The sequence below is a fragment of the Synechocystis sp. PCC 6803 substr. PCC-P genome (assembly GCF_000284455.1).
Classification (GTDB): Bacteria; Cyanobacteriota; Cyanobacteriia; order Cyanobacteriales; family Microcystaceae; genus Synechocystis.
Genome location: NC_017039.1, coordinates 3248419 through 3268097 on the forward strand (window position 1 = coordinate 3248419; position 19679 = coordinate 3268097).

15 protein-coding genes are annotated in these 19679 nt (G+C 49.4%); 6 read left to right on the forward strand and 9 right to left on the reverse strand.

The annotated features are described in order from the left end of the window. Positions 1–394: 394 nt before the first annotated feature. The 4 genes from SYNPCCP_RS15100 (at position 395) to SYNPCCP_RS15115 (ending at position 7080) form a co-directional block, all read left to right on the forward strand. The gene (locus tag SYNPCCP_RS15100) at positions 395–2317 is read left to right on the forward strand and encodes a ribonuclease J (RefSeq protein ID WP_010874094.1); all 1923 of its coding nucleotides are present in this window, start codon (positions 395–397) and stop codon (positions 2315–2317) included. An 84-nt stretch (positions 2318–2401) separates the two neighbouring features. Then, complete coding sequence (locus SYNPCCP_RS15105) at positions 2402–3136, forward strand: hypothetical protein (RefSeq protein ID WP_010874095.1); 735 nt, start codon at positions 2402–2404, stop codon at positions 3134–3136. Positions 3137–3218: 82 nt separating this feature from the next. After that, the gene (coaE, locus tag SYNPCCP_RS15110) at positions 3219–3824 is read left to right on the forward strand and encodes a dephospho-CoA kinase (RefSeq protein ID WP_010874096.1); all 606 of its coding nucleotides are present in this window, start codon (positions 3219–3221) and stop codon (positions 3822–3824) included. Between the two features lie 184 nt (positions 3825–4008). Next, complete coding sequence (locus SYNPCCP_RS15115) at positions 4009–7080, forward strand: plasmid replication protein, CyRepA1 family (RefSeq protein ID WP_199303503.1); 3072 nt, start codon at positions 4009–4011, stop codon at positions 7078–7080. 21 nt (positions 7081–7101) lie between these two features. Here SYNPCCP_RS15115 and SYNPCCP_RS15120 read toward each other — a convergent pair whose 3' ends face one another. Both SYNPCCP_RS15120 and SYNPCCP_RS15125 read right to left on the reverse strand, forming a co-directional pair. Next, positions 7102–9297, reverse strand: coding sequence for a phosphoketolase (locus SYNPCCP_RS15120; RefSeq protein WP_010874098.1), 2196 nt, complete (start codon positions 9295–9297; stop codon positions 7102–7104). 248 nt (positions 9298–9545) lie between these two features. Beyond that, positions 9546–10685, reverse strand: a complete 1140-nt coding sequence (locus SYNPCCP_RS15125; protein ID WP_010874099.1) for a site-2 protease family protein — start codon at positions 10683–10685, stop codon at positions 9546–9548. Positions 10686–10814: 129 nt separating this feature from the next. Between SYNPCCP_RS15125 and SYNPCCP_RS15130 the strand changes: the two genes are divergently transcribed. Then, on the forward strand, positions 10815–11471 hold the full coding sequence (locus SYNPCCP_RS15130) for a YggS family pyridoxal phosphate-dependent enzyme (protein ID WP_010874100.1): 657 nt from the start codon (positions 10815–10817) through the stop codon (positions 11469–11471). 1 nt (position 11472) lies between these two features. Here the strand turns inward: SYNPCCP_RS15130 and SYNPCCP_RS15135 are convergent, their stop codons facing one another. From SYNPCCP_RS15135 to SYNPCCP_RS15145, 3 genes are all read right to left on the reverse strand, one after another. Continuing rightward, complete coding sequence (locus SYNPCCP_RS15135) at positions 11473–11868, reverse strand: type II toxin-antitoxin system VapC family toxin (protein ID WP_010874101.1); 396 nt, start codon at positions 11866–11868, stop codon at positions 11473–11475. An 11-nt stretch (positions 11869–11879) separates the two neighbouring features. Continuing rightward, positions 11880–12158, reverse strand: coding sequence for a type II toxin-antitoxin system Phd/YefM family antitoxin (locus SYNPCCP_RS15140; RefSeq protein ID WP_010874102.1), 279 nt, complete (start codon positions 12156–12158; stop codon positions 11880–11882). A 69-nt stretch (positions 12159–12227) separates the two neighbouring features. Next, the gene (locus SYNPCCP_RS15145) at positions 12228–13571 is read right to left on the reverse strand and encodes an FIST N-terminal domain-containing protein (protein ID WP_010874103.1); all 1344 of its coding nucleotides are present in this window, start codon (positions 13569–13571) and stop codon (positions 12228–12230) included. A gap of 127 nt (positions 13572–13698) precedes the next feature. Here SYNPCCP_RS15145 and valS point away from each other — a divergent pair, with 127 nt between their 5' ends. Continuing rightward, positions 13699–16431, forward strand: a complete 2733-nt coding sequence (valS, locus tag SYNPCCP_RS15150) for a valine--tRNA ligase (RefSeq protein ID WP_010874104.1) — start codon at positions 13699–13701, stop codon at positions 16429–16431. Positions 16432–16652: 221 nt separating this feature from the next. Here the strand turns inward: valS and nuoK are convergent, their stop codons facing one another. The 4 genes from nuoK to nuoH form a co-directional block, all read right to left on the reverse strand. After that, positions 16653–16958, reverse strand: coding sequence for an NADH-quinone oxidoreductase subunit NuoK (gene nuoK / locus SYNPCCP_RS15155; protein WP_197525966.1), 306 nt, complete (start codon positions 16956–16958; stop codon positions 16653–16655). A gap of 145 nt (positions 16959–17103) precedes the next feature. Next, positions 17104–17700 (reverse strand): NADH-quinone oxidoreductase subunit J, encoded by a 597-nt coding sequence (locus SYNPCCP_RS15160; RefSeq protein ID WP_010874106.1) that lies wholly within the window; start codon positions 17698–17700, stop codon positions 17104–17106. Positions 17701–17794: 94 nt separating this feature from the next. Beyond that, positions 17795–18376, reverse strand: a complete 582-nt coding sequence (gene ndhI / locus SYNPCCP_RS15165) for an NAD(P)H-quinone oxidoreductase subunit I (RefSeq protein WP_010874107.1) — start codon at positions 18374–18376, stop codon at positions 17795–17797. Positions 18377–18486: 110 nt separating this feature from the next. Beyond that, a complete protein-coding gene (gene nuoH / locus SYNPCCP_RS15170; protein ID WP_010874108.1) occupies positions 18487–19605 on the reverse strand; it encodes an NADH-quinone oxidoreductase subunit NuoH in 1119 nt (372 codons plus the stop codon). Positions 19606–19679 lie beyond the last annotated feature (74 nt).

Here is a 19679-nt window from a genome sequence, read left to right on the forward strand (position 1 = left end):
ATGCGAGCTAGTTCATTACACCGATTAGCTAAAGGCTTCAGCGTCTTCTTTCCATTTTCGATACTTTCCGAGCCCAGAATGAGCTAAATTTTTTCTGAATCAGTCTTCGTTTTTACCTTCTGGCATTAGGGCTTGCCCTCTCCCCACCGGCTCCAAAGATTGCAAATACATTCACTCCTTGGGATGTTCTCAAAACTCGGTTCTATCCGTTTCTATAAATTCCCCAAAAACAAGTGGAATGCTAATCCAAAGATTGAATTGAATCGGTCGTTTGCTGATTGCTTAGCCCCGTTTTTGCTCTGCCCGGACCTCAGTTTGTTCTTCAATTTCTTCAAGTTGCACTGCGACTGTTGATTCTTAACTAGCTAAATTACAACGTTTTTTTATTTACACTATGGCTAAAAATACTCAAACCCAAGCCCTCAAAATTCTTCCCCTCGGTGGCCTGCACGAAATTGGTAAAAATACCTGCGTCTTTGAATATGACGATGAAATTTTACTGCTTGATGCGGGGCTAGCTTTCCCCACCGACGACATGCACGGCGTTAATGTTGTACTGCCGGACATGACCTACCTGAGGGAAAACCGGGAGAAAATCAAGGGCATGGTGGTTACCCACGGCCACGAAGACCACATTGGTGGCATTGCCTATCACCTCAAGCAGTTTGACATTCCCATTATCTACGGCCCTCGGTTAGCCATGGCCCTGTTACGGGACAAGCTGGAGGAAGCCGGTATGTTGGAGCGCACCAATTTGCAGACCGTCTCTCCCCGGGAAATGGTGCGTTTGGGCAAATCCTTTGTGGTGGAATTTATTCGTAACACCCACTCCATCGCCGACAGCTATTGTCTAGCTATTCACACACCTCTGGGGGTAGTGATGCACAGTGGAGATTTTAAAATCGACCACACTCCCATTGACGGGGAATTTTTCGACCTGCAAAAGGTGGCGGAGTATGGCGAAAAAGGGGTGCTCTGTTTACTGAGTGACTCCACCAATGCGGAAGTGCCTGGCATTACCCCCTCTGAAGCGTCTGTTATCCCCAACCTGGACCGGGTTTTTTCCCAGGCGGAAGGCCGTTTGATGGTGACCACCTTTGCTTCTTCGGTGCACCGGGTCAATATCATCCTCAGCTTGGCCCAAAAACATCAGCGGAAAGTAGCGGTGGTGGGGCGATCAATGCTCAATGTTATTGCCCATGCCCGTAAATTGGGCTACATCAAATGCCCCGATAACTTATTCGTGCCCCTCAAAGCAGCCCGCAATTTGCCCGACCAACAACAACTAATTTTGACCACTGGCTCCCAGGGAGAACCTCTGGCGGCCATGACCCGCATTTCCAACGGTGAGCATCCCCAGATTAAAATTCGCCAGGGGGATACAGTGGTCTTTTCCGCTAATCCCATCCCCGGTAATACCATTGCGGTGGTCAACACCATTGATCGCCTGATGATGCAGGGAGCCAATGTAATTTACGGCAAGCATCAGGGCATCCACGTTTCTGGCCATGCTTCCCAGGAAGAACACAAAATGTTGTTGGCCCTTACTCGACCTAAATTCTTTGTCCCCGTCCATGGGGAACACCGTATGTTGGTCAAGCATTCCCAGATGGCCCAGGCCCAGGGTATTCCCAGCGAAAATATTGTTATTGTCAATAACGGCGATGTAATTGAACTGACCGGCGATCGCATCCGGGTGGCAGGACAAGTTCCTTCCGGCATTGAATTGGTGGATCAAGCGGGTATTGTCCATGAGAGCACCATGGCTGAACGGCAACAAATGGCCGAAGACGGTTTGGTGACGGTGGCGGCAGCCCTAAGTAAAACTGGCACACTGTTAGCCTATCCTGAGGTACATTGCCGGGGTGTGGTGATGACCATTCAGCCTAAGTTGTTGGAAGAACTAATTGTCCGCACCATCGAGAATTTCCTCACAGAACGCTGGTCAGAGTTCACCCATGGTTCCAACGGCTCCACAGAGGTTAGCTGGAATGCGCTGCAAAAAGAATTGGAGTCTAGCTTGCAACGCCTGATCAAACGGGAATTACAGAGTAGCCCCATGGTTTTACTGATGTTGCAAACCGACACCCCCATCGAATTGGATCAGGTTCCCCAGAATGTAAGCACTGTCAGTGCGACTTCTGCTACACCAGCCCCCCGCAAAAAAGTGGTCCTGACTAAAACCCCAGAACCAAAAGTGAAAGCTAAACCAGAAAAGAAAGTGGTCACCACTGCCGAGCCTAGCGCCCAACCGGTCAGTACCACTAAGGTTTACCGTCGTAGCCGCAAACGCTCTACCACTTCTGTTTCTTCCTAAGATCCGGTATTGTTTTGGCTGGGGTTCTATCTATTGGGCCCCGGCCAATTTCTTTGTCAGTCCGGTAATTGTTGAGCAAAATTAATGTCCACTGTAATTCCTACCTCCCAAGAACCTGTCACCCTTCCCAATGAAATTCTAGAAATTTCCATCAGCATTGCAGTCAAGGAGTTAGACCCAACCCTAGTCAATGAACAGTTTTTGAAGTTCAGTGGCATTGTGTCCAACGAATGGGAATTGAACCAACAGCCAGTGGTAAGTAAAGCTGGTTCCCAATTGGTGTTTAAAAATGGGCTCAGCATTGTGGCCCAGCCCCGCTCCCTAACGTTTTTAGAAGGGATGAATGATAAAACGGCGGAAGTGGTAACCGTGGGCAAGGTCGCCAGTGCCTTTGTGGAAAAATTACCCAATGCCCAATACAACGGCGTGGTAGTAACCCCCAAATGTTTAATTCCCCTACCGGATCAAAACGATGGGGCTCGGAAGTTCATCACCGGTACTTTGCTGGCATCCGGTGCCTGGCAAGATTTGGGCAAGGCCCCCGTACAAGCGGCGGTGGAATTCACCTATCTTTTGGAAGGCTGTCAATTTAACCTCAAAGTTAACCAGGCAACTTTGCAGATTCCCGATCGCCAGGCAGTGAGTGCGTTGTTATTTGCGGGTAACTTCAATTACAGCTTGAATAATCCCAATCCCCAGGAACGGGTCAGCGTGGCCAAACAGTACATTGAAGCGTGGCAATCCGACTTGGATACTTTCCGGGGCATTGTCCACGAAAAATTCTTGGCGGAGCAACAACCCCAAACGGTGTTTGGTTAATTCGGTATAACTATTTGGGGGTTTAACACCTCTAACATGGAGCAATCAATCCGTAGAAATTTCCGTTGACCATACTTTATCCATGGACACCAAGCCCCCTCGACAACGATTGATTGGTTTGACCGGGGGCATTGCTACGGGAAAAAGTACGGTTACGGATTATTTACAGCAAAAATACAGCGTCCCTATCCTCGACGCCGACCTCTATGCCCGCCAAGCAGTGGAACCGGGTTCTGAAATTCTAGTGGCGATCGCCAGGCGTTATGGCCCGGAAATTTTAGACCAACAGGGACAGTTAAAGCGCCAAGCCCTGGGGGAAATTGTCTTTAATAATGCTGAAGAAAAACAATGGCTGGAGTCCCAAATTCACCCCTTTGTTGGGCGGTGTTTTCGGTCTGCCTTAGCTCAGTTAAAACAAGAGCAAACGGTGTTATTGAGCATTCCTCTATTGTTTGAAGCCCAGTTAACAGATTGGGTAACGGAAATTTGGGTAGTGACCTGCGGACCACAGCAACAGGTGGAACGATTGATCAAGCGCAACGGTTTGACGGAGGCAGAGGCTTTAGCTCGCATTACTAGTCAAATGCCCTTGGCGGAAAAGGTAGCTCTAGCGGATGTGGTGTTGGACAACTCCGGGCAAATTGCGGACCTAGAACCACAAATTATCAAGGCTTGGCATCACCGTTAACATTTCCTTGCACTGATACTTCCATCAGGCGATCGCCAGGGCGAAAACTGGACTAAGATTAAGTTCCGCAGAAACAAATCGAGCTCTATGCCGTCAGTGGGCATAAATCGCCAGAATTTTAACTTTTTAGACGCTACCATATTTAGTGTTTTGCCCCTACAATGAGACTCCCCGCACACTAGATATGGAGTCTTGTTCCGGCAAGACCGATGGCAAAATGAATCACTTGCAAGAATGGCGGCAAAGTTGTGTAGACGACCAACTAACCCGCCTCAATGTCACTCCCCTTTTAGGGGATGCCCCCGCCCAACATTTGCTTTATGCTGAAGCGCTCCAGCGCCGTAATGACGGCCGAGTTAGTGACGGTTTAATGAAACGTTATGCCCACGTGGCCTCGGGGGGCTGGTGGTGTTCTGGCATTGATTTACTGTCCGGGGAAAAAGATCTATGGGGGTGTTTTAAGCCCGATCGCCCGAGACAGGATGGGGAAAGCAGTAAGACCATTAAATATGAGCATCCTCCCAAAACACCCACGGGAATTTTTGCCCTGCGGGTGCCCCTCCATCTTTGGGAAAGGATTGCTGCTAAAGCTGGGGTAGTCCTGACAGAGGAGGATCAAGACCCAGACCAGCCGGATTTAGGTTTTTGGCAATGGTTGATGGGCCATCCGGAAATTCCTCTGGTAATCACAGAAGGGGCAAAAAAGGCGGGTGCTTTACTCACGGCCGGTTACGGGGCGATCGCCTTACCAGGAGTCCATAACGGTTACCGCACTCCTAGGGATGACCAGGGGCAACGGATCGGCAAATGCCAATTAATTCCCGCTTTGGGAAAATTAGCCGCTCCCGGCAGACAAATTCTGATTGCTTTCGATCAAGACAGTAAACCCAAAACTATCCAGCAGGTGAATCTGGCCATTCAACGGTTGGGCTATTTGTTCAGTCGCCAAGGGTGTGAAGTCAAAGTTTTGCAATGGGAGCATCACCTTGGTAAGGGCGTTGATGATGTGATTGCCCACCAAGGCAGTGATTATCTACAACAGTTGGTCGGCAAGGCCCTGCCGCTGGAAATCTGGAAAGCCCAACGACTTAACCGCCTCACCCATAGCCGGGGGATGGAAGTGGAAGCCCGGTATTTACCTCCTTTAACCATTCCCGCTGAAGAAAAATTAATTGCCCTACAATCGCCAAAGGGCACGGGCAAAACGGAATTTCTCGCTCGCATTGTCCGCCAAGCCCAGGCCGAACACAGACCAGTGTTGGTCATTGGCCATCGCATTCGTTTAGTGCAGGAACTGTGCCACCGTTTTCAGTTGCCCTATGTGGGGGATTTATCTAGTTCCCCCCTAGCTCGCCAAAGGGGTTTTGGTCTGTGTATCGACTCCCTCCATGGCCATTCCCAAGCCCAGTTTGACCCGGAACAGTGGCAAGATTGCCTAATTATCATTGATGAAGTGGAGCAGGTGCTCTGGCATGGACTGAATTCCGATACCTGCCGTCGTCAGCGGGTGGCCATTCTCCGTAACCTCAAGCAACTTTTGCAACATAGCCTAGGGGGAGAAGGACAAATTTATGTGGCCGATGCGGATTTAACCGATGTTTCCCTCGATTATTTGATCAGCTTGAGTGGCATTCCCCTCCAACCCTACGTGATCCGTAACCATTGGCAACCGGGGTTAGAAGAAGCATGGCCCATCTATCACTTTGGCGAAAATGACCCCAAGCAATTGGTCAAACAACTGTTGCATCACATTCGGGAGGGCGGTAAACCTTTCGTCTGTCTCTCAGCTCAAAAGCTCACCAGTGCCTGGGGCACCCGCAATCTGGAAGCCTACCTGAAAAAGCAGTTTCCCGATCGCCGCATTTTACGCATTGATGCCGAATCCCTATCCGATCCTCACCATCCTGCCCATGGCAGTTTGACCAACCTCAACCAAGTGTTGGCCGACTATGACATTGTGCTGAGTAGTCCGGCGGTGGAAACGGGGGTCAGCATTGACCTAAAAAATCATTTCACTTCCGTGTGGGGCATTGCCCAGGGCATCCAAACCGCCACTTCCGTTTGCCAATCCCTCAGCCGCATTCGCCAAAATATTCCCCGTTACCTCTGGGCCGCTAGCTATGGCTTTAACCAAGTGGGCAATGGAGCTACGGCCATTAGTAAGTTCCTCACCGCCGGCCATCGTTTGACGGAGGTTAATATCCGGCTGTTGCAACAATCGGATCTGGATAATTTGGATGATTTAGACACCGGTTTCCAGGCGGAATCTTTGCTCTGCTGGGCCAAAATGGCGGTGCGGATCAACCTGGCCATGGTCAATTATCGGGAATCCATTCTTGGGCTTTTGCACCAGGAAGGCCATCAGTTGTTGGGGCCGCCCCCAGCTTTACCGTCTTTGCCTGTTCCACCCAGCGATCCCGATCACCCCCTCAGTACGGTCGCTCCTCAGCCTTTGCAACAGGCCATTGAAGCGGTGCGGGAACAAAATTACCTTGCCGACTGCCAGGCGATCGCCGACGCTAAACCCCTAAAAGAATTGGAATATCAACAGTTGAAGAAAAGGCTAGTGAAAAATAGCCACGAACGGCAACGGCTACGGCGCTACGAACTGGCCCAACGCTACGGTATTCCTGTGACGGCGGATCTGGTGCAAAAAGATGACCAAAATTGGTATCAAAAACTGCGTTGGCATTACTTCCTCACCGTAGGCCGGCCATTCCTTGGCGATCGGGATGCCAAAATTGCCCGTTTACTATTGGATCAAGGACAAGGCAGTCTCTTTCTCCCGGACTTTAATGGTTCCCAATTGGGGGCCATCATCGGTACCTACGACATTATTGGCATTCCCATTCTGCTGGCCCATCCCCAACGGGAGTTGTGTGCCCTGGATGAGGACTTAATCGCCCTGGGTAAATTAGCCTTGGCTAACCGGGATGATATTAAAACGGTAGTGGGCATTGGTTTAGCCAAAAATGCTAGCCCCATCACCATTGTCCGTCGTTTTCTGGAAAAGCTGGGCTTTGGGATCCAATTAACCCGTACGAAAACTGTAGAAAAAAAACGAGTGCGGATTTATCAAATCACCTGTCCCCAGGATGGACGAGAAAAGGTCTTTCAAGCTTGGCTCCAAGGCGATCGCCAATGTCCCGGCAGTTCGGAACAATGGATGGCGGAATATTGGAAAAAGTTACAGAGTTCCCCCAGGGCAGAGGAGCAACATCAACCCTTTGTGCAACTCAGCCTGGAGTTAGGATAACTCCGACAAGAATGGCTAAGCCTAGGGCAACAATGCCTTGGCCCGATCGCCAAGGGCCTGGGCAGTTAGGCCGTTATAGGCCATCAGTTGTCCAGCGCTGGCGGTAGTTTCCCCCCGTTTCCAAGCAAATAGATCCCTGGGGCAAGCACTACGGAGTAGAACTGGTTCCAACATGGCTCCACTGCCACCGGTCACCCCAATCAACGCATCGCCACCAAACAGTTCGGTAAATTCAGCATCGCTCAAAAAGCCACTGTCCGCTTCGGAACAATCCTGCCATTGCACATCATGGGGACGGTACAAGCGCCGGGGATTAATTACCGAAACCACTTTTACCCCATAACCTTCACTTTCCAATTGACTGGCCGCTTCCAACACGGGAATTAGAGTCATATCGCCAATTACTGCAAAAACAATGGTTTTAGAGCCAGTGCTGTTGTGGAGTAGGATGCCGCCTTTGGCTAAACCCTGACGATTTTGCTCCAACGTAGTGCGGATGGGCAAAGGAGACTTACTGGCGGTGATGGGAATGCCTTTGTTGCTGGTGGTTAACGCCCAGTCATAGCAAACCTGAATACCGTTGGCATCACAGGGGAAAAGGGGAAAAATATTCCCATTCCGCATCATAGCGGCAAAATAATTCTCAATTTCCGGCCGTTGGTGAGTCCAACCGTTGCGCCCTTGTTCCAACGCTCCCGCTGTAAACAGGGTAATGGTGGAAGGGGTAGGACGACGTAGCTCCGCCATGGCCTGGGTCACCGTCTGCCAAATGGGTAAACCGTTAATAGCAAAGGACTCGTAGGAACACCAGAGGGTACGGCCTCCAAACAAAGCTTGGGCGGCGGCCAGGCCAGCACAGGCATCTTCGCTCAGGGGTTCATAAACTTGGCCGTTGGGTTGTTGGAAATAATCCTCATCCACCGTGGGATGGACAATTTTTAGCCCAACGTTGATGTTATTGATCCCAGAAGCGGCGTTACCGTCGGCGTTGGTAACCACAAAGTTTGAATCCTGTTTGCCCACATGAACCACCAATTCCCCCATGGCGGTGGTGGCTACCTGTTTATCTTCTAGGGCAAACTCCTTCAGGGGCAGAGTACCCAGATCCGCTAAAGGTAAAACGGATTCCGTCACCACGGTTTGGGAGGCGGGGCCACCGTGGGAACGTTCAAAATTGGTCCGCACCAATTGCCAAGCTTCGGGGGATAGGGCCCGTTCTTGCAAAGCACTGACAATATAATCTTTATCTAAACTGTCGCCGGGATAGAGGTTGTGGGATTTGGCCCCGGATTTGTGGACTCCCGCTCCTTTTAGTTGTTTGACAATCAGAACCGTTAACGTACCACCAAGGGCCGCCTGGGCCGCTTTGTCGGTGGCCTCCAACACTGCCTGGGTAAAAGCTAACCGTTGTTGGAAAGAAAACTTGGTGCTGTCAACAAAATCCCCCGCTTGATTGCTGTCGTCAAAATCTTTGGCGTTGACCAGAATGACATTTTTAAAACCGTTGCCCTGCCAGTAGTTAACCATGGCTTCATTGCTCTGGGTGGAAACCATGCTGTGGTGTTCTTGGCTAAAACCGTTCCAGACCAAAATGGGCAAAAAGTTTGTTACCTGGGGATAGGCCGTGTGGAAATGGCCAAAACTACTCATGATGTAGGGTTCCCCCAAACCACCATCTCCGATAGTTACGGGAAATAAAACGCCGGGATAAAGTTTTGCTCCGGCCATGGCGAAATGTTGACCTTGACCCAGGGGGCCTGCTGGAGCTAATAAGCCTGGGATTTGCCCTGAGAGGTGGCCCAATAGGCCGTGCATTTCCCGGAACCGATCGCCAAGTTCTTGGACATTATTAATCCCCATGGCTTCCAGGGAACGATCCAAAAACATGGTGCTGTAAAAACCGGGGGCATGGTGGCCCACTTCCGTCACCGTATTTTTGTAGCCCAACATGACCAGAGCGGCGATCGCCTCCGCAATGCTGGCAAAACCGCCGGGGTGACCCGATTCTTTACTGGCTGTGGTTTGGAGCGTTAAATATCTGAGGGCATCCGCCGCCAACAAAGTTTGATACACCGCCTGGGGATCATTGGCAGAACTGATGGCCTTTGCCCCACTGGCGATCGCCGTTTCCTGGCCATAACGATCAAAATCCGGCAGGTTTTCACCGAAAAAGCGAATTCCTTGGCAAAAAGCAGGGGCGGTGGAGGCGACGGTCATGGGAAAAAATCCTAGTCCAATGAAAAGTAACGATTGAGGCTAATTTTACCCCCTTGGGGAACACCAGATAATCCCCTATTCTGCCATTAAAAAAGATTGAGAAAAAGCTATGGTCGCTCAATCCCAATCTTTATGGTTTCCTTGCCCCCTAAATCTCCTCACTAAAGCTCCGGCAAGTTTGGGGGACTTTAAATCTTATTTTCCCCCCAAAAAAATTTGGGGGGCCAGGGGGGCTTTTAAAACAGGCTCTAGGCGGCGGAGGTTTGCAGACATTTGATGATGGAAGCTTTTTCCAATAATCCCACCACTTCTCCCGAAGGTTGCACCACCAAAAGTTCCGACAGTTTCTGTTGATCTAACAACTGGGCCACTTCAAACAAAGATTGATTGGCGTTAACGGTGACCATCTGTTGGGGATACTGCATCAAGCTATCCACTGTGACCTGGGGCCAATCGGAAGTGGGGACGTGTTTGATGTCTTCCGTAGCAAGTACACCTAACAGTTGATTGTCGGCACCAATAACCAAGAACCGTCGCCAGGGGGTTTTACCAATCACATAATCGTTAGCAAATTCCCGAATATTTAACCCGGCAGGAATAATGGGGCTGTTGGGAATAACCGCATCTTCAGCAGTAAAGGCTTCCATTTGCTCTTTGACCTGGGCGTTGCGGGCGGAGGAACCAGCATTTTGTAACAGGAACCAACCGATCAAAATGGTCCAGAAGCTACCGATGGGCAGAATATTTAAAATACCTAAGCTACCAATGGCGATCGCCAACCAACCGAAACCCTGGCCCACCCGACTAGCAATGAGAATACCTTTGTTTTGATTGCCCGTGATTTGCCACACAATGGATTTGAGCACATTGCCGCCGTCCAAAGGTAAACCAGGAATGAGGTTAAACAATGCCAGGGCGAGGTTGATCATGCCCAATAAACCAATGATGGCCTGCCCCGGCACAGGTAGGGGGATTTGGGTACCAACTATGGTTAAACCCAAAAAGAGCACTAAACTCACCGCCGGCCCGGCGATCGCCACCGCAAAAGCTTGCCAGGGAGTGTTGGATTCCTTTTCTAAACTCGCTAGACCACCGAACAAAAACAGAGTGATGGATTTAACTTCAATGCCCTGGGCTAAGGCAACCAAACTATGGCCCAACTCGTGGGCGACAACGGAAGCAAAGAGGAGTAAAGCTGTAATTAACCCCAAAATCCAGGGTGTGCCACCGGAAAGTTGGGGAAAGCGGGCTAAGTCTTGGCCATAGCTCAGGGTCACCAATCCTAAAATTAAAAACCAGGATGGGTTGACGTAAAAAGGAATGCCAAACAGACTGCCGACGCGGATATTGTTGTTCATAAACTGCCCCCCTAAACTGAGGCTTAACATGAATTAATTGTAACGAGATGTTAAGAATTGCCTGAGTGGGATAACCGTCGGGGTTAGTTCGGTTAAGCACCTTTCCCCCAATCCACCGTAGGATCTAGTCAACAGGCCTCGATTTCCGTTAACTTGCCCATGTTTTCCCCCAGCGTTTACTCAGAAATTATCGCTACCCTCCCCCCCAGTGTACGGTTGGTGGCGGTAACCAAAACCAAGGCGATCGCCGACATCGAAGCGGCCTACGGAGCGGGCATCCGGGATTTTGCCGAAAGTCGCATCCAAGAAGCTTTACCAAAAATCGAAGCTTTAGCAAATTACCAAGATATTAACTGGCATTTTATCGGACGTTTACAGAGTAACAAGGCCCGCAAAGTGGTGGAAAATTTTACCTATATCCATTCCGTTGATAATTTGGCGATCGCCGTCAAACTAGACCGCATTGCTGAGGAGTTGAACAAATTTCCCCAGGGATTATTACAAATCAAGTTACTGCCGGACGAGAATAAATCCGGTTGGACAAGGGAAGAATTAAAGCTGGATTTGCCCCAACTGGAGCTATTAAAAAATCTAAAAATTTGTGGCTTAATGACTATTTTACCCCTGGGTCTTTCCCCTGGCGATCGCCAACTAACCTTTGGGGAACTAAAAAATCTGGCCACAGCCATCAACCAACAATCTAGCCTGTCATTAACGGAACTATCCATGGGCATGTCCGGAGATTACCCAGAAGCCATTGCCGCCGGAGCTACCATGATCCGCTTGGGTACCATTCTCTTTGGCGATCGACTCTAAACTATACTCCCGCCCATAACAAAGAGACTCCATAATTTTTAAACATTGAATCTGCACTAATTAGCAGCATATTTTCTGTTTGTGCCTGGGCAATGATAATTCTGTCAAACGGATCACGGTGATGTAGGGGCAATGTCGCAACTTGCAGGGCATGGCGGGTTTTAATGTCCAGGAACTCAGCACCCAATTTCACCATGCGACTGAGAATGTAGTCGTCAATATTTTCTGGCAAGGGCAGTTTACCGATGGAAGTCTTAATTGACATTTCCCAAATACTGGCAACAGAAAGCCATATTTCGTTTGTCTCATCTATGATCTGGGAAATTGCATCTTCGTTCAATTTTTCCGGCTCAGTAAACCACCATAACCAGCACTGGGTATCCAACAAAAGTTTCACGTTAATCCTTCTCAAGATAATGGCCAAATATCATTTGGTAAAGGATCGTTAAAGTCATCTGGCACTACAAATAATCCTCGATCTACCCCTAAGCTGGAGCATCGATCCACGGATTTTTGCCTTTGCAGAGGAACCAACTTAGCAATGGGAATACCCTGGTCAGCAACGATGACTTCTTCCCCTGGTTTGATACTGTACAAAAGCTCAGGAAGATTGATTTCTATTTGGTCAACATTGACGGTCTCCATAGTGGATCCTAGTTTCTCTGGATTAACGCTAACTCCGATCATAGCTTGCTCTCATCGGGAATTATTTGACGGCACCAGAATATGAGTAAACAAATGGCGATCGCCGTTTATTTAACTAGCTCTGTGGACAATGGCAAAGGCGGAAGTGTAACCGTGTAAAAAGGTCTGAGCACCCACCTGGCCAATTTCTCCATTACAAAAGAAACCACCCAGGGCTACTCCAGGAAAATATTGCCCAAACATCTGGCTATCAAAATTGGGGGTACCATACAGGCCATAGCCTCTGCCCAAACAGGAAAACATCAATGCCCCGATCGCCGTAGAAGAAGATTGATTAGCCTCTCCTTCGGTGTAATGGCGCAAAAGAATTTGTAAGTCGTCGGCGGAAGTTTCCCGGTCCCGCAAATGGAATTGTAACCTTTGCCCCTTTCTCACCCGGTCTCCAATGGCGATCGCCCCTTGGCGGGGATCCACCCCCAGTAAGTTGCGAATGAGAAAATCCCCCGGTTGCAGAGTTAATTTAAATTCATCGCTGGCCACCCCCACAAAAAGGGAACTTTGGGCCAATTCCTGATCTTTGGGACTGAGGGTGGGAATCAGTTTCTGCAGGCTAGCCAGGGGCGTTTCCAACACCACCGTGCCACTGTCTGCATCCTTACCTTGGATTTCTGTAATGATATTTCTCTGCCCCTGGTTAACCACAAAGGGTTCGCCAATAGGCCGACAGCCCTGGGCCACCACACTACCGAGGCGAATATTGCCCGCTAAGGCTACGCCGATAAAACCATCTCCATAACGGCCAGCGGGATGATCAGAAGATTGCAAAAATAAACTGCCCCCCATGGCCACATTTTCCCCACTGGCTAAGCCACCCACTTTTGTTGCTTGGGGATAGGCAAAATCCAACCCGGCTAAAAAGTCTGTGATGCCCCCAGTCATCGGGTCGGCCAGAATAATAAAATCTGCGCCACTGGCCGGATCAACCCCCATTAAATCCACCCAACTTTGGGGCGGTGCGTCTAAATCGGGCATTCCTTCCCCATGGACATAGAATGGCGTCACCGTCACCCCTGGCAATTGGGCCACCGTTAAGCTCAATGCCACTTCTCCTTCTACTTCCTGCACTGTGGCATTGTTTTCCATGCCAATAATGCCGCCCCCCAAGCAACCGATTAAATTCGGTACTGACAACTTTTCTTGCACTAGGGGCATTAACCGGGCCGCATCGCTGGCAAAGCTGGAGGAAAGGAAGATAATCGCCAAGTCCCATTGTCCCTGACCCCCCACCTTGGCGATCGCCTCATCCAATGCCCTCTCCAGGGATGGTCTGGTAGAAAGAGCATTAACCCACCGCAGAGAATGTGTCATAGGAGAAATAAAGTAATGAGGTGCTCGACGGGATGGCAAAGGTAACCAAAAACCTTGCCCAAAAGTAGGACTGGCGTAGACTACCATCGTAACTTCTCAGATCAAATTGCAGAAAATCAGCGACAAAAAATCTCCCCTGCCCCAAAATTACTGTCCCCATTCCCTTTGCTAACCTATGGCAAAATGATGAAGGCCTAACAGTAAACTCCCTCCCATGACCACTTCCCTGCCGCCCCAATATGAACCCACCGTCACCGAAGCCAAATGGCAAACAGCGTGGGAAGAAAGTCATGCCTTTAAAGCCGATCCCGATCGCCCAGGGGAACCCTATTGCGTGGTGATTCCGCCCCCCAATGTGACAGGTAGTTTGCATATGGGCCACGCTTTTGAGAGTTCTTTAATAGATACTTTGGTTCGTTATCACCGCATGCGGGGGGACAATACCCTCTGGTTACCGGGAACGGACCATGCCAGTATTGCTGTGCAAACCATTTTGGAACGTCAGTTAAAAGCGGAGGGGAAAACGAGGGATGATTTGGGCCGGGAAAAGTTTTTGGAACGGGCCTGGCAATGGAAAGCGGAGTCCGGCAGTACTATTGTTAACCAACTGCGGCGTTTGGGAGTGTCTGTGGACTGGACCAGGGAGCGGTTCACCATGGATGAAGGACTTTCCCAAGCAGTAAAAACAGCATTTATTAAGTTGTACGAAGAAGGATTAATTTACCGGGGTAATTATCTGGTCAATTGGTGTCCGGCTTCCCAGTCAGCGGTGTCGGATTTGGAAGTGGAAAACCAGGAAGTGGACGGTCATTTGTGGTATTTTCGTTATCCCCTCACCGACGGTAGTGGAGAACTAGTGGTGGCCACCACCCGACCGGAAACCATGCTGGGGGATACGGGGGTGGCGGTTAATCCCCATGATGAACGCTATGCCGCCATGGTGGGCAAAACCATTACCCTACCTTTAGTGAACCGGGAAATTCCCATTGTGGCCGATGAGTTGGTGGACCCAGAATTTGGTACCGGCTGTGTGAAGGTTACCCCCGCCCACGATCCCAACGATTTTGTCATGGGGCAACGGCACAATTTACCTTTTATTAATCTGCTCAACAAAGACGGTTCCCTAAATGAGAATGGTGGGGATTTTGCTGGCCAAGACCGCTTTGAAGCCCGCAAAAATGTGGTGCAAGCCCTAGAAGCCCAGGGTTTTCTGGTCAAAATTGAACCCTATCGTCATTCCGTACCCTACGGCGATCGGGGTAAGGTGCCCGTGGAACCGTTGTTATCCACCCAATGGTTTGTCAAAATTGAAAGCCTAGCCCAAAATGCCCTGGCCTGTTTGGACGAGGATAACTCTCCTAATTTTGTGCCGGAACGGTGGGGTAAGGTTTATCGAGACTGGTTGGTAAAGCTCAAAGATTGGTGTATTTCCCGGCAACTGTGGTGGGGTCATCAAATTCCCGCTTGGTATGTGATCAGCGAAACCAATGGAGCCATAACTGATCACACCCCTTTCATTGTGGCCTACGACGAGGCCGAAGCCTTAGCTAAAGCGAAAGCAGAATATGGCCCGACGGTGCAATTGCAACAGGACCCCGATGTGTTGGATACCTGGTTTTCTTCGGGACTGTGGCCCTTTTCCACCATGGGCTGGCCAGAACAAACAGACGATTTGGCCAAATATTATCCCACCAGCACCCTAGTAACGGGTTTTGACATTATCTTTTTCTGGGTGGCCAGGATGACCATGATGGCGGGGCACTTCACCGGCCAAATACCCTTTAAGGATGTCTATATCCACGGCTTGGTGCGGGATGAAAATGGTAAAAAAATGTCTAAATCGGCCAACAACGGCATTGATCCTTTGTTGTTGATTAATAAATATGGTACCGATGCGCTACGTTACACCCTAATTCGGGAAGTGGCTGGAGCGGGGCAAGATATTAGCCTGCAATACGATCGCCAGAAGGATGAATCGGAGTCGGTGGAAGCGTCCCGTAACTTTGCCAATAAACTGTGGAATGCGGCCCGGTTTGTGATGATGAATCTGGATGGTCAGACCCCGCAGCAATTGGGTCTAGCCCCTGGGGAAGATTTAGAATTGGCAGACCGTTGGATTCTCTCCCGTTTGAATCAAGTTATTCAGCAAACTCGAGAGCAAATTGAAGATTACGGCCTAGGGGAAGCGGCCAAGGGCCTGTACGAATTCATCTGGGGTGATTTTTGCGATTGGTACATTGAGCTAGCTAAACCCAGACTCTGGAATAAGGAAGGAGGAGACGTCGGCACCCAGCGTCAATTGGTGGCCCGCCAAGTTTTGGCCCACACGTTGGACAGCATTATTAAGTTGCTCCATCCCTTTATGCCCCATATTACGGAGGAGCTGTGGCAAACTCTGCACCAGGCGGAAGGACAATTTTTGGCTTTGCAGGCCTACCCAACGGTTAACCAATCCTTAGTTGACCCAGCTTTGGAAACTCAGTTTGCTCTGTTAATTGAAACTCTCCGCACCATCCGTAATCTCCGGGCAGAAGCTGGCATTAAACCGGGAGCCATGGTCACTGTTATCCTCCAAAGTGAAAATGACCAGGAACGACAAACCCTCCAGCTAGGAGAAACCTATATTCGGGACATTGGCAAAGTGGAAAATCTCCAAGTGGTGTCCCAACTACCTCCAGAACAAACCCAGGCGATCGCCGGTGTGGTGGATACAATTCAGGTGCTCATTCCCCTATCCGGGCTAGTGGATTTGGATATTCTCCGCAATAAAATCCAAAAAACCTTGGATAAAGTGACCAAAGAATATGAAAGCATCGAAAAACGCCTTAGCAATCCCGGTTTTGTTAATAAAGCCCCAGAGGAAGTGATCGCCGGAGCTAAGGAATCCCTCAATGCCGCCGCTGTTCAACGGCAAATGCTCCAGGAGCGACTTAAAATGTTGGGCTAAAAAAGCTTGTGATGCCCCTTCAGACCAATCTTTGGATCAAAATAGAGCACCACTTTCAGCTTATTTATCGTTATCCACCAAAAGCTTGTTTAAAAAGCCACAATCCGCCCCCTAAATACCCTCACTAAACCGTCGGCAAATTTGGCAGACTTTGAACACTGTTCCCCCCAGAGTTGGGGGGCTAGGGGGGCTTTTAAAACACTTTATAATCCTGATATCTTCTACCACTTCAGGAGATTGAATTGTTCCATATCGGTTGTTTCCCGGTTGCGGTAAATGGCTAGCACGATCGCCAGACCCACAGCGGCTTCGGCGGCGGCAATGGTAATGACAAAAATGGCAAACACCTGGCCCCGAATGTTGCTCGGATCAAGATAATTGGAAAAACCCATCAGGTTGAGGTTAACTGCGTTGAGCAATAGTTCAATGGACATCAACACCCGCACCGCATTACGGCTAGTGATGAGACCATAAATGCCAATGCAAAAGAGGGCGGCCGCTAGGATCAAACAATATTGAAGCTGCAAATGCATAGTGGGGTAAGAGAAATTTAACTAGAGTTATGAATAAAACCGTAAATAAAATTAGGTTAGGGCGGAAGATTTTTGCTTAAGTTTTGCCCAATTAACCGGCAAGATTGAAGAAGCTGCCACTAACCTACCTAGGCAGCATCTATTTGGAAGCGGAGGTTAACTCCCGGGGACGCTCTGGCAAAGTCAGGGCCGTGGCGGTTTTGTTTTCCTCGGACAATTCGGGAATTAAGTCCCGACGGGCCAAAATAATTGCCCCCACCATGGCCATCAATAGCAGAACGGAAGCCAACTCAAAGGGCAAAAGGTAATCACTAAAAAAGTGTTTGCCAATGGTGACTAGGGTGTTTTCCACAAAAGGCCCCGTTTCATTAATCTGCCAGGGGGTGATCAACACCATGGTGCTCAACAGGGCAAAGATGCCGGTACATACCAGAGCAGTGGAAACATTTCTTAGCCAACGACCGGGAATTTTGGAAAAATCCTCCCGTTTATTGACCAACATAATGGCAAAAAGAATAAGTACACTGACTGCCCCCACGTAAACTAGCACTTGGGCCGCCGCCACAAAATCCGCATTGAGCAGAATATAAATACCGGAAATACTGAGGAAAACTCCCCCCAATAGGAAGGCAGAATAAACAATATTAGAGAGCAGTACGACCCCCAGGGCCGCCCCAATGACTAAAAAAGCCAGGATTAGGAAGGATATGTACTGAACACCTTCAGCTAAATTCACAGTGGTTAATCTCCTAGGTACGGATAGTGGAAGGGCAAAATTGGTTCACAACGAGTTTACTTTAACGGGTAAAGCCAAGGAATAAATCATCAACCTATTCTGCTTTCACCAAATCTTCGGGATGTTGTCCGGCCCGTTGACTACCCTTGGGTAAATTGTGGGGTTCTATTACTCCTTTGGGTAAGTAGCCTAGTTCCCGCAGGGGAGTCACCATGGGGTCTTCGGTCACTTTATAGGGCAACCTTCCCAAAGCCACGTTGTCATAGTTCAAGTCATGGCGATCATAGGCCGCCAATTCATATTCCTCGGTCATGGAGAGGCAGTTTGTGGGACAGTACTCCACGCAATTACCGCAGAAAATACATACACCGAAGTCGATGCTGTAATGTTTGAGTTCTTTTTTCTTAACTGCCTTATTAAATTCCCAGTCGACTACGGGCAAGTTAATGGGACAAACCCGCACACAGACTTCACAGGCAATACATTTATCAAACTCAAAATGAATTCTGCCCCGGAATCGTTCTGAGGGAATGAGCTTTTCGTAGGGATATTGCACCGTGATGGGCCGACGACTCATGTGGTCAAAGGTAACTGCTAACCCCTGACCGATATACTTAGCCGCTTGCAAGCTCTCTTTAGCGTAATCGCCTACCTGTTTGAGAATGTTGTTAAACATAGATTTGGGATTGGGATAAGCAAATGATTAAAGGTTTAAGTCGGCCAAAGTTAGAAGCTGGGCTAAGACAAATTTCAGTGACATCCCAGCTAATCTTTGTTGGAAGAGGACTAACCGCCAAAGGCCATGGGAAAGGTCAATTTCAGGGCGGCAGTGATGAGAAGGTTTGCTAGGGCAACGGGCAATAAAAATTTCCAACCCAAGTTTAACAATTGGTCAATACGCACCCTGGGCACTGTCCAACGGAGCAAAATAGCAATGAAGATGAGGAAATAGGACTTCAGCACCGTCATGGTGATACCGAGGGCCGCCATCAGCACCTGCAACCAGGAAGTGGTAGGGGCAACTCCCAGCCAATTGGCCACATTTTCCAGGGGAATGGGGAAGTCCCAACCGCCCAGATAAAGCACCGAAAATACCAAGGCAGAAAGTACAAGGTTAACGTAGGAGCCAAGGTAGAACAGGGCGAATTTCATCCCAGCATATTCGGTTTGATAGCCTGCTACCAATTCTTCTTCGGCTTCCGGTAGGTCAAAGGGTAGTCGCTCACATTCCGCCAAGGCTGCAATCCAGAAAATCAGAAAGCCCACCGGTTGCCGCCAAATATTCCACCCCAAAATGCCGTAACCGGACTGTTGGTCAACGATGTCGATGGTGCTGAGGCTGTTAGACATCATCACGATCGCCAACACGGCCAGGGAAAGGGGAATTTCGTAGCTAATGGACTGGGCTGCCGCCCGGAGACCCCCCAAAAGGGAATACTTATTATTGGAAGCATAACCAGACATCAACAACCCGATGGGAGCAATACTGGAAAGGGCAATCCAGAGAAAAATACCAACGTTAATGTCAGTAATGACCAAGTTCTGGCCGAAGGGCACGATGAGATAGGAAAGAAAAACCGGCAGTACCACCAGTACAGGGCCAAGGGTGAACAACCAGGGGTCAGCCTTGGCGGGTACTACATCTTCTTTGAATACTAGCTTGATGCCATCGGCCACGGGTTGTAACACCCCTAAAGGACCTGCGTATTCTGGCCCAATCCTTTGTTGAGCGGCGGCGGAAATCTTTCTTTCCAGCCACACCACCACCAACACCCCGACGGTAGCTCCGATGATCATCAAAATGGAGGGGAGGGGAATCCAAAACAGCTTCGCTAATCCTGGGGGCAGGCCAAAACCCTGGAGTGACTGAAGAAAACTATTCTGAAGATCAATGCCTGAAGTCATGGTGCCGTCCGCTGGGAGGGTTGAAATGATTAACTGAGTCTCAGCTCAGCAAGCTTGCCGATTATTGTAATGAA